At 66.4% G+C, this 11,089-nt stretch carries 7 protein-coding genes and 1 pseudogene; 1 reads left to right on the forward strand and 7 read right to left on the reverse strand.

Annotation, left to right across the window (positions count from 1 at the left end; translation table 11 throughout):
* Positions 1–196: 196 nt before the first annotated feature.
* The 3 genes and pseudogenes from A9X01_RS24400 to A9X01_RS24410 all read right to left on the reverse strand — a co-directional run.
* Positions 197–1,948 (reverse strand): annotated as a pseudogene (locus A9X01_RS24400) (ATP-binding protein); the annotation flags it as partial.
* Between the two features lie 22 nt (positions 1,949–1,970).
* Positions 1,971–3,101 (reverse strand): PPE family protein, encoded by a 1,131-nt coding sequence (locus A9X01_RS24405; RefSeq protein ID WP_065123197.1) that lies wholly within the window; start codon positions 3,099–3,101, stop codon positions 1,971–1,973.
* Positions 3,102–3,279: 178 nt separating this feature from the next.
* A complete protein-coding gene (locus A9X01_RS24410; RefSeq protein ID WP_065123192.1) occupies positions 3,280–4,821 on the reverse strand; it encodes a class I adenylate-forming enzyme family protein in 1,542 nt (513 codons plus the stop codon).
* A gap of 38 nt (positions 4,822–4,859) precedes the next feature.
* Here A9X01_RS24410 and A9X01_RS24415 point away from each other — a divergent pair, with 38 nt between their 5' ends.
* Complete coding sequence (locus tag A9X01_RS24415; protein WP_065123193.1) at positions 4,860–5,693, forward strand: thioesterase family protein; 834 nt, start codon at positions 4,860–4,862, stop codon at positions 5,691–5,693.
* Here A9X01_RS24415 and A9X01_RS24420 read toward each other — a convergent pair.
* The 4 genes from A9X01_RS24420 to dapB form a co-directional block, all read right to left on the reverse strand.
* Positions 5,690–6,142, reverse strand: a complete 453-nt coding sequence (locus A9X01_RS24420) for a flavodoxin family protein (RefSeq protein WP_065123194.1) — start codon at positions 6,140–6,142, stop codon at positions 5,690–5,692. The two genes, A9X01_RS24415 and A9X01_RS24420, sit on opposite strands and share 4 nt — an antisense overlap.
* 276 nt (positions 6,143–6,418) lie before the next feature.
* Complete coding sequence (locus tag A9X01_RS24425) at positions 6,419–9,613, reverse strand: adenylate/guanylate cyclase domain-containing protein (RefSeq protein ID WP_253849370.1); 3,195 nt, start codon at positions 9,611–9,613, stop codon at positions 6,419–6,421.
* Positions 9,614–9,739: 126 nt separating this feature from the next.
* Positions 9,740–10,195, reverse strand: a complete 456-nt coding sequence (locus A9X01_RS24430; protein ID WP_065123195.1) for a tetratricopeptide repeat protein — start codon at positions 10,193–10,195, stop codon at positions 9,740–9,742.
* Positions 10,192–10,929 carry a 4-hydroxy-tetrahydrodipicolinate reductase gene (gene dapB / locus A9X01_RS24435; protein WP_065123196.1) on the reverse strand — a complete coding sequence of 246 codons (738 nt, stop codon included), beginning with the start codon at positions 10,927–10,929 and terminating at the stop codon, positions 10,192–10,194. The genes A9X01_RS24430 and dapB overlap by 4 nt, the downstream gene beginning before the upstream one ends.
* Positions 10,930–11,089: the final 160 nt, after the last annotated feature.

The following is an 11,089-nucleotide window of genomic DNA, read 5'->3' on the forward strand; positions in this document are numbered from 1 at the left end:
CACGGGGGCCGGGGAAGGTGGCGAATCACAGTCAACCCCAACCGATCTCGAGCAACCCCGCGCCGATCTCGACGAAGTGCGCCAACGGCACCTGGTCACACTGGACGAGGGACGGGAAGCCGCCGTGGCCAAGCGGCACAAACAAGGTCGCCGGACCGCCCGGGAGAACATCGCCGACCTGGTCGACCCCGGCAGCTTCGTCGAGATCGGCGCGGGGTTGCTCGAGATCGGTTGGGGTTGACTGTGATTCGCCACCTTCGCCGGCCCCCGTGCGGGTGAACACCAGCAGCGGGTCTCCGGTGCCCACCACGTCGCCCGGCCGGACCAGAACGCGGACCGTCCGCAACGCTTCGGGAGCGGACAGGACGTGTTGCATCTTCATGGCCTCCAACACGACCGCTTGTCCGCCGGCGCCGATGTCGGTCCCTTCGGCGGCAACTTCGACGACCGTGCCCGCCAGCTGAGCGCGCAGGACATCCTCGCCGGGGTAGAGCTCGACCCCGACGCGGGCGTGGTGCTGCTGCGCGCGCGTTGTCGCCTGGGCAAGTTCGGGAAGCTTGCCGTCGAGGAAGCTGGTGGAGACCCCACCTCGCTGAATCTGGTCGTCCGACAGCAACTCTCGCAACAGGTCGATGTTGGTGGCGATCCCTTCGACGGCGAACTCGCCCAGGGCGGTGCGCGCCTTTCGAACGGCTGCGGCCAGGGACGTGCCTCGCACGTGGGTGACGACCTTGGCGAGCAGCGAGTCGTACCGCGGGCTGGGAACGAGCCCGGCTCGGCCGTAGGTGTCCACCCGCACCCCGGGACCGCTCGGCGGCGTGAACAGGGTCAGGGTGCCGGTCGCGGGCAGGACGGATCCGTCCGGTCCGAAAGTCTCCATGTTGACCCGGGTTTGGATCGCGATGCCGGTTCGGGCGGCGGGCTCGCCGATGACTTCCGTTCCATCGGAGGCGATTCCGGACGGCAGGCCGAGCTGATAGTAGGACGCGCCGCGAGCGATGGCCAGCTGTATCGCCACCAGGTCGACGCCAGTGACTTCCTCGGTTACGGTGTGTTCCACCTGGATCCGCGGGTTGATCTCCAAAAAAACGAATTCATCGCCACTGACCAGGAATTCGACGGTCGCCAGGCCGCGGACGTTCACGCGGGCGCAAACACGGGCCGCCGCTTGATGCAGGGCACGACGCAACTCGTCGGAAAGTGCGGGCGCGGGGGCGATTTCCACGAGCTTCTGGTAGCGGCGCTGGATGCTGCAGTCGCGGTCGCCCAGCGCCAGCGCGCGGGTTTGGTGGCCGACCGGTGCGGCCACGATCTGCACCTCGATGTGTCGCGCATCGGCCAGCAGGGCCTCGGCGAAGACCGCCGAGTTGCCGAAGCCGAGTTGTGCCTCCGCGGAGCATTGGCGGTAGGCGCTGTCGATCTTGTCGGCCCGCTCGATCCTGCGCATCCCCCGCCCGCCGCCACCGGCGAGGGCCTTGATCATGATCGGTCCATCCGTGTCGGCGAAGAAAGCGCGGACGTCGTCGAGGCTGCTGGGCCCTTCGGTGGCGGCCAGCACGGGCACGCCGGCGGCGATCGCGGCGGTGCGGGCCGACGACTTGTTTCCGACCAAGTCGAGTACATCGGCGTCCGGACCGACGAACGTGTAGCCGGCCGAGGCGCAGGACCGGGCGAATTCGGCGTTCTCGCTGAGGAATCCGTAACCGGGATGGATCAGCTCGGCGCCGCAGTCTTTGGCCGCCGCCAGGATCGCCTCCTGGTCCAGATAGGCCGGCACGCGGAGCGTTTCGTCGGCCGCGTGGACGTGCGGGCTCTCGGCATCGTCGTCAGCGTAGATCGCGACGGTGTGGATACCCAATTCGGTTGCGGTGCGGATGATTCGAAGGGCGATCTCGCCGCGGTTCGCAATCAGCAGGGTGGTGTCGCCGTCGCGCGGTTGGGGCCGCATACGGCATACGTTACGGCCTGCCTCAGATGATGCCTCGCTTAGGCATCACCGTCGGCTTGACCCCGTACCTGGGCACCGGCAGCGCACCCACGTCGCCGGACTCCGCGATCATTCCAGGTGCCGGGACCGCTCCCTGGTCGTTCTCGGCCTCCGGCACTGCCCAATAGGTGCCGTCCAGCGCTGGTTTGGTGACTGGAGCGGGTACCGCGCCGGACCAGGTAGCGGGCACCGCCAGGCTGCCGGCGAAGGACGCTTTGCCCAGTGCCGCCGACACCGGTGTGGCGACGATCTGCGCTGCGGCCGGGCGGGCGGCTGCGGCCGCCGTCGCGGCTGGTGGGGCAGCCTCCGCGGCGATTTCCTCCGCTTCGTCCTCTTCCGCTGCCGGCGCGAGGTTACTGAGCGCGCCCATGGTGTAGTCCGAGTAGGTCGCCCTGTTGTGGTGGAACAACTCCCACCACCCGAGGTCGGCGCTGTCGAAGTCGCGGAGCAGGCCCATCAGTCCGCCGGCCTCCGGCGCGGCCGGCGCGGCGAGGCTCTGCACGGCGGCAGGGCCGTGGGTGACCAGGGCGCTGAGGCTCTCCTGCGCTGCGGCACCCGTGGCGGCGGCCTGGTTGGCGGCTCCGGCCGGGTTGGTGACGGGGGCCGGACCTGCCAAGAGGTTCAATCGGCCGGCCACGGCGGAGGCGGCCGCGTACTCATACATGACTGCGGCATCCTGGGCCCACATCTCGCCGTAGCGCGCCTCGGCCGCGGCGATGGCCGGCACATTCTGGCCGAGGGTGTTGGTCGCGATCAGCCGGGCGAGTTGCGCGCGGTTGGCCGTGATCTGGGCCGGCGGCACTATCGAAGCAAATGCACGTTCAAATGCGGCCGCGGACGCCATGGCCTGCGACGCCGCATGTGCCGAGGATTCGGCGGTCTGGGCAAACCAATCCAGCAGCGGCTGCACCGCGGCGGCCATCGACAGCGACGCCGGACTCACCCACTGCTCGGTCGTCAGCCTGGTAACCACCGCGCCGAAGGCGAGGGCGGCGGCGCCGAGCTCGGAGGCAATGCCGTTCCAGGCAGCCGCAGCCGCCAGCAACGGTCCAGGGCCCGCGCCGGCATACATGCTGCCGGAGTTGACCTCCGGCGGCAGCGCGCCAAAATCCAACACCAAGTCCGTTTCCAGTCGAGGCGGTGGCGACCGACGCTTCCCCCTCGGCCCATCCCCGCCGTCCATTTGTGCATCACGATCAAAACCGCCGCGGCGTAGCTACGACTACGCACGCCGAACTGTCGTGATGACAATCGTTGTCCCGAGGATAACTCAGCGGGTACGATGCCGCCGCTCAGCGCAGGGCTTGACTCCACTGCACCTGCTCGCGGAGCTTGCCCTTGAGCAGCTTTCCGCCGGCGTTGCGCGGCAAAGGTGTCGCCGACACGGTGATGTACTGCGGAATCTTGTAATCGGCGAGTTGTTCGCGGCAGTGTTCGAGCACCGCCGGCACGTCGACCTCGTCGCCGACCAGCACCGCACCGACCTTCTCGCCCATCACCTCGTCGGGTACCGCGAGGACGCAGGCGTCGGACACCCCGGGTGCTGCCAGCAGCGCGGCCTCGACCTCGACGCTGGAGATGTTCTCACCACCGCGGTTGATGATGTCCTTGAGCCGGTCGACGATGTGCACCCGTCCCGCGTCATCGACGCGGACCACGTCGCCGGTGTGCAGCCATCCATCCACGAACGTGGCCGCGGTCGCATCCGGCCGATTCCAGTAACCGGCGGTGACGTTGGGGCCTCGGGCGACCAATTCGCCGATCAGGTCGCCGGAACCGTCGTCGAGTGGAATCACGGCGAGATCCACCGAGGGCACCGCGTAGCCCACCGAGTCGGCGTGCTCGACCGCCTCTTCGTGCGGCAGCACCGTCATCAGCGATGCGCTCTCGGTCATTCCGTACCCGTTGAACACAGTGGCTTGCGGGAAGGCGTTCTTGACCGAGCGCACCAGAGAGGGTGCGATGGGCGCACCGCCGTAACCGACCCAGCGCACCCCGGAAACGTCAGCGGCGGCAAAGTCCTTGTGCCGCAACAGGAGGGCGTAGATCGCCGGTACCGTCACCATGACCGAGATACGCTCCGCGGCCAGCGTCGCGACAAGCTGGTCAAGATTGAGCGCCGGCATGATGACCGCCGCTCCGCCAACTGCGGTGGCAGCCAATAGTTGTGAATTGCACCCGGTTACGTGGAACAGCGGCACCGAGATGAGGGTGCGCATGTCCTCACCGATGTCCCTGGGTTGGTTGAGGCACCGGACACCGTTCTCGGTGTTGGTGACGAAGGCTTCATGGGTGGTCGGCACCCCCTTCGGGTGCCCGGTGGTGCCGGAGGTGTAGAACAGCGCGGCAACGTCGGTGCGGTCGAGTTGCTCGGTCACATAAGGGCGTCCGTCGGGCATCGGACTGTCCGGGGCGAGGTCGATGCGCGCATCGGCATCGGACAGGACGAAGTCGACCTCCGGCTGCGCCGACCTGGTGTTGACAGCGACGGCGATGCCGCCGGCCATCACCGTGCCCCAGAAGGCGAGCACCCAATTGATGCCCGCGGGGTGGCGCACCGCGACGCGGTCGCCCCGCTGCAACCCGGCCGCGCGCAGTCCGCCGGCAACTCGCGACGCGCGGTCCCACAACTGCCGGTAGGTCAGCCGATCCGATCCGAGCTCGACCACGGCTTCGCTGTCCGGGCGGTCTTTGACATGGTCGGCGAGCAGGTCGAGCAGGGTGGCCGGGATCCCGTCGTAGTGCGGGACGTGGGCGTCGTCGACGGTTATCCCGGATCGCTGGAATGGGTTGTGGTTACGGGAAATTTCAATGACGGGGGCATTGGGAGCCATGCCCGCACCTCGCTCTCGGGTGTCCTATCGTGATACCGGTGACCATCGACGATGCCGCCATCATGCCCGAGGCGTTCTTCACTGTCGACGGTGATTCGTATCTGCCGGGTCCGATGACGCGAGGGCCGTGGGGCGCGGCGATGGGCGGTCAGATCGTCGGTGGCCTGTTGGGTTGGGGTATCGAGCAAACTGGCTTGGACCCGGAGTTCGTACCGGCCCGGGTCACCGTCGACCTGCTGCGCCCGGCGCTGCTCGAGCCGGTGCAGATCCAGACCTCGGTGCAGCGCGAAGGCCGACGCATCAAGCTCATCGACGGTGCGTTGCTGCAAAACGGCAGAACCGTCGCCCGAGCCAGCGCACTGTTCCTCCGGCAGGGTGAGCATCCCGACGGACAGGTGTGGACGGCCCCGGTGCAGATGCCGCCGCTGCCGACCAGCTCCGCGGGCTTCCCGACCGACATGCCGTTTCTGATCTGGGGCTACGGTGCGACCCAGGCGGGCAATCCCGGTATCGCGGCGGGCGAATGGGAACAGGCGCACTCGCCGAAGTTCGCCTGGACGCGGCTGTTCCGCCCCATGGTGCACGGGTTTGCGCTGACCCCGTTGACGCGTCTGGCGTTCGTCGGCGATGTGACGAGTTCGCTAACCCATTGGGGCACGGGCGGATTGCGTTACATCAACGCCGACTACACGGTGACCGCCAGCCGGCTCCCGGACGGCGAGTACATCGGCTTGGCGGCGCAGAGTCACTTCGGCGCGGCCGGCGTCGCCACTGGCAGCGCAATACTTTTCGATCAGCACGGGCCGCTCGGCACCAGTTCGGCATTGGCACTGGGCCAGCCCGCCGACGCCTTCCGGCCGACCTACACCTAGTCCATCAGCTGCGCGGCGACCGTCGCACCGAGTTCCCAGCACGATTCCAAGTCGTCTTTGCTCGGCTTACCCGAAACCCGCACATACTCGGCCGCTTTCACCCAGCCCAGTCCGGCGGTGATCCCGTCCACCACCCGCTCGGCACCCTCGGTGCCCTCGTTGCCGTGCAGATATAGGCCGAACGGTCGCCCCCGGGTGGAATCGAGCAACTGGTAATAACTCTGATCGAAGGCATGCTTAAGCGCGCCGCTGATGTACCCGAGGTTCGCCGGGCTTCCGAGCAGGTAGCCGTCGGCTTCCAGCATCTCGACCGGGGAGACCGTCAGCGCTGGTCGCCTGATCACCTCCACACCCTCGATGTCGGGGTCGGTCGCCCCGGCCAGCACCGCCTCGAGCATCTCCTGGCAATGCGGGGACGGCGTGTGGTGGATGATGAGCAAGCGCGGCACTAGCTGTCCCGATGCCAAAAAGGTATGTAGTCGACCACAGAGCACGGTATGGCCGCGACCCACTTCACCGGGCAGTGCCAGCGTGAAACGGCGGGGTTGAGGTCACCACACACCCGAACCCGGCGCAGCGAGGTTTCCGGTTGCATTGATCGACGCTCCTTTGGGGGCTGCAACTCGACAACCGAGCCGCCACGGTCTCAAGTATTTCGCAACAAGTACAGCAATAGGGTGCCATGCGGGTGTGTGACATCACTCTTCGTCTGCAGTAAAGGGTGGTCAGCCCATCGCGTCGGCCTGCGCCAGATATCCCTCAAAATCCGCCGCGAGCGCCTTCTCCCGGAAGTGTGCCAAGAACTGCCGATAGCCCAACTCATCTCCCCGGTTCCTGGCCAGCAGCGCCCGTAATCGCAGAAGCGGCAGTTCGTGCAGGACGAAGCCCGGATCGGTTGGCACGGCGGCCAGCCTATCCACCGACTTTTCCGCTTCGTCGACGTCGGAATCTGTGCCGCGACGCAGCAATGCCTCGCCCAGCACCGCGGTGGCAGGACCACGAAACATCGTCTCGTCGGTGGCGAACTGCTCGTCGAGCACCTGGCGCGCCAGAGCGATGGCGCCGTCGAGCTCGCCGGACCTGAGTTTGGCCCGAGCGAACTCGATATCGGTCAGCCTCCGCAATGTCAGGGAAAGTTTCTCGCGAACGATCATCTCGCGCGCTGCGGTCAACGCCTCGATGCCGGCCGCTCGGTCACCCTCGGGAGAGTGCAGTAACGCCGCCGCTCGATTCATGTATGCAAAGGCGACGGCGCTGTTGTCGCCCGACTGTAGCGCGATCTGCAGCGACTCGGATGTCAACGAGATGTCCTCCGCGTCGGGCACTATGGCGTTTCCCATCGCGGGCACGAATTTGTACATCTCGGCCAGAATTCGGGTGGTCGGGTCATACGACCGCGCCATCGCAATGCCCAGTTCGATGTCGGCCCGCCATCCCGACCGGCCCAACGCCATCGCCGATATACCCCGCAAACTCATGGCCCAGGCGAGCGGAGATCCGATCACGAAGTTCCCCATGACGGGGTCGCCGTCCGCGAGGTCGATAATGCGCTGCGCCAAGCGCTGGCTCTCGACCACCTCACCGGCTTCCCAATTGGCCTGCGCCGCTCCATAGAGAAGGCCCACGACCATCTCTGGTTCCCCTATTGACTCGACCAGCGCGGCGAATTCGGATGCCATATGTACGGCTTCCCGGTGACGCGAATTGAACGTCAGCGTGTTGAGGTACCCGGCCATGCCCACCGCCAGTGACTTCTTGTCACCGGCTGCGGCCGTGTAGTCGCGCAACTCTTCGAAGCCAGTGGTTTCTGGAACGCCTCCCACGCGAAAGGCGCTGCCGCACAGGAAAGCCCGCGGTGAGATCCGCATCGCCAAACCGTTGGGATGATCTGCAGGCAGTTGGTCGGCAACCCGTACGGCCTGTTCCCACATTCCTCGTGCCGCGCGGATGTCGCGCGGCCCATAACCGGTCGCGGCGCGCATGAACCATTCAAACGCCTGGGACGGCTCACCCGCGGACTCGTATTGAGTCGCGATCATGGCTGCCCCCTCACCGGTCACCGCGACGTTCGTCTGTTGCATCATCGCCGCCACGCGCCGGTGCAAGTCCGAGCGCGCGGCCTTGAGCTGCGATTCGTATGCCACCTTCTGAGTGAGCGGATGGTGGAAGGCGTATTCGGCATCGTCTCCGTACGTGACCTGGTCGACTAGCCCGGCTTCGATGAGTGGCGTCAGGTCCGTTAGTCCGAGCAGTCGCTCCAAAAGCTCGGCGCGAAATCGAGACCCGATGACGGCGGCAGCATTCAACGTCAGCTTTGCCGTGGCAGACAGCCGGTCGATTCGGTCGCCGATGGCAGCCTGCAATGTGGGTGGTACATGCACGTCGTCGATTTCTCGGCGACACAGGTAGTCACCGGGCTCGCCCTCGATCTCGCCCCGCTCAGCCAGATCGCGCACAATCTCTTCGGCGCAGAACGGTATGCCGGCCGCGCGTTCGGCGACCACCATGGACAACCTGCCTACTGACGCATCCACCCCGAGCAACTCCCCCAGTAACTCTTTGATGTTCGAATCACTCAGCGGTGCAAGCACGATGGACTCAGCTTCGGCGAGATCGGACAAGGTCCCCCGATACTCGGGGCGATACGTGATCAACACCATTGCCCGCATCTGCAGGGAGTTGGCTGCTAGATCGGCGAGCATGGATTCGCTGACGCTGTCGAGCCAATGTGCGTCCTCGACGACATATACAGCGGGGCTGGGCCGGCCCCGCAAAACTGCTTTGATGAGTTCGATGAGCCGGCGCCGCCGGGCGTCGGGGCTGATGTCGGGCAGCGGGATATCGGTATCACGGATGCCCAGCAGCTCATCGAGCAACAGCAGGTCCTCGGCATCGACTTGGGGAGCAGCGGCGCCGACCCGCATCCTGGCCGCCTCTGATGTGAGACCACCGATTCCGAATATTGCCCGTAACAGTCGCGAGATCACATGGAACGAGATCTCCCGGGTATGTGATTCGCAATAGGTGGAGAACACCTCAAAGCCACGGGTTTCCGCAGCCGAAACAGATTCGCGGACCAACCGGGTCTTCCCAACACCGGGCGGCCCCGAGAGGGTGACCACAGATCCGATGCCCTTTAGCGCCTTGTCCAGGATCGTCGAGATCACAACCGTCTCCGACTCGCGGCCCACGAGGCGAGAACGCCGACGACCTACCCGGCGCTCAGCCGACGGGGACAATAGCCGACGCGCCGGCACCGCGTCGACAGAACCCTTGATGAGGACGAATTCCTTTGCGCCCAAGGCAAAATCGTACTCAACGAGGCTGGCGGTCGACTCGCTGAGCATCACCCCGCCCGGCGGGGCGACCGACTCCATCCGCTGAGCCAGCCCGACTTGCTCACCAATCGCGGTGTAACCGAAGGAGCCTGAACCGATCTCACCGGCGATCACCTGACCTGAGTTGAGTCCGACACGCAACTCGAGGTCCACGCCGTCGCGCTGTTGGACCTCGGCCGCAATCCGCCGGGCCTGCTCCTGAACGCCCAATGCAGCCATGCACGCTCGAACGGCATGGTCCTCCAATGCCATAGGCGCGCCGAACACCGCCATGATGCCGTCGCCGGTGAACTTGTCCACCGTGCCCGCGTACCGCTGGACAACAACAGCTGCACAATCGACCAGCTCCGCCATGATCTCGCGAAGCCGCTCCGGCCCCACCGCCGCTGCGATGTCCATTGAATGCACAACATCGGCGAACAGCACCGTCACCTGCTTGTACTCCGCCGAATGAGTGGCTTGTGTCAGTCGCACACCGCACTGGCCGCAGAACTTGGCCGTCGGGCTGTACTGCGCCCCGCAGGCACCGCAGAGCAGCCTCGCCGCGGTCAGTTCATCGCCACCATCCGTACCGAGGCCCACATCAGTATCGTTTCACTGCTGGTCAGCGATGTCTGCATATCGCCGTGCCATCTTTGAAACGAAGTTCCGGCACTCTCGCATGTCGTTGCGGGGACGGCGTGTGGTGGATGATGAGCAGCTTCTTGGTCACCCCTGGGCCTCCAGCTGGACCGCCGTTCGCATTGCTTGCCGCGCCCGCCGCCGATCCCCCGCGTAGTCGTAGGCCCGCGCCAGCCGGTACCAGCGACGCCAGTTGTCCGGGTCGTCCTCCAGCTCGCTGCGCACGGTGTCGAACAGGGCGTCGGCCGCGCCTCGCTGGATGCGTCCGGACGGCCGGCGCGGCAGCGTGCTGACGTCGAGTTCCATCCCGTCGTCAGCGATCATCCTGGCCAGCTTCTGGTGCGCGAACCCGGCCCGCAGCGTCGCGACCATCGCCCAGAGGCCAAGGAACGGCATGGCCAGGATCGCCACCCCCAGGCCGACGGCGGCGCCGCGCCCCGAGCCGATCATCCCGACGGCGATGCGGCCGAGCAGGACGAAGTACACCAGCATCGCCAGGCACAGGAAGGCGATGAGCAGCTGGATGCGCAGCGTGCGCGTCATTGCAGGTCAAGCAAGGGTTCTATGCCTACGGTCAGACCGGGGTGTTCGGCAATGTGGCGCACCGCGAGCAGCACACCGGGAACGAAGGACGTGCGGTCGAGGCTGTCGTGCCGGATGGTCAGCGTCTCCCCTTCGGTGCCGAACAAAACCTCCTGGTGGGCGACCAGCCCAGACAGCCGCACCGCGTGCACCGGGATGCCGTCGACGTCGGCGCCGCGCGCACCGGGCAGGCTAGTACTGGTGGCATCGGGATTGGGCGACAGACCTTTTCGCGCCTCCGCGATCAATTTGGCGGTGCGGGTGGCGGTGCCCGACGGCGCGTCGGCTTTGTGCGGGTGATGTAGCTCGATGACCTCGACGGACTCAAAGAAGCGCGCGGCTTGTTTGGCGAAATGCATGGACAACACCGCACCGATGGCGAAGTTCGGGGCGATGAGCACCGCCGTGCCGGGTTTGGCGGCGAGCCATTCCTCGACCTGCGCGATCCGCTCGGGCGTGAAACCGGTGGTGCCCACCACTGCGTGAATCCCGTTGTCGATCAGGAACTTCAGATTGTCCATCACCACATCCGGGTGGGTGAAGTCGATCACGACCTCGGTCTCGCCGTCGGTCAGCAGGCTCAGCGCGTCGCCGGCATCCACCTCCGCGGACAGGATGAGGTCCTCGGCGTTCTCGACCGCCCGAACCATGGTCGCGCCGACTTTTCCTTTAGCTCCCAATACGCCAACCCGCATGCGTCGAAGCCTACTTTGACAGACCTTCGAACGCGTGTTCGATAGCTGCCCCCGGGTGAGCAGACGCGAAAGCACCCCCCCCCCGCGCGGGGGGGGGGGGGTGGGGCGGGGGGCCCGCCCCCCCCCCGCGGGGCCGGGGGGGGGGGGGGGGGGTGGGGTG

The organism is Mycobacterium asiaticum, assembly GCF_001668675.1.
GTDB classification, from domain to species: Bacteria; Actinomycetota; Actinomycetes; order Mycobacteriales; family Mycobacteriaceae; genus Mycobacterium; species Mycobacterium asiaticum_D.

Bases quoted from the DNA above. Each gene is read 5' to 3' on its own strand.
- A9X01_RS24410 (WP_065123192.1), bottom strand. From the start codon at position 4,821: ATGGCTCCCAATGCCCCCGTCATTGAAATTTCCCGTAACCACAACCCA.
- A9X01_RS24430 (WP_065123195.1), bottom strand. From the start codon at position 10,195: ATGACGCGCACGCTGCGCATCCAGCTGCTCATCGCCTTCCTGTGCCTG.
- dapB (WP_065123196.1), bottom strand. From the start codon at position 10,929: ATGCGGGTTGGCGTATTGGGAGCTAAAGGAAAAGTCGGCGCGACCATG.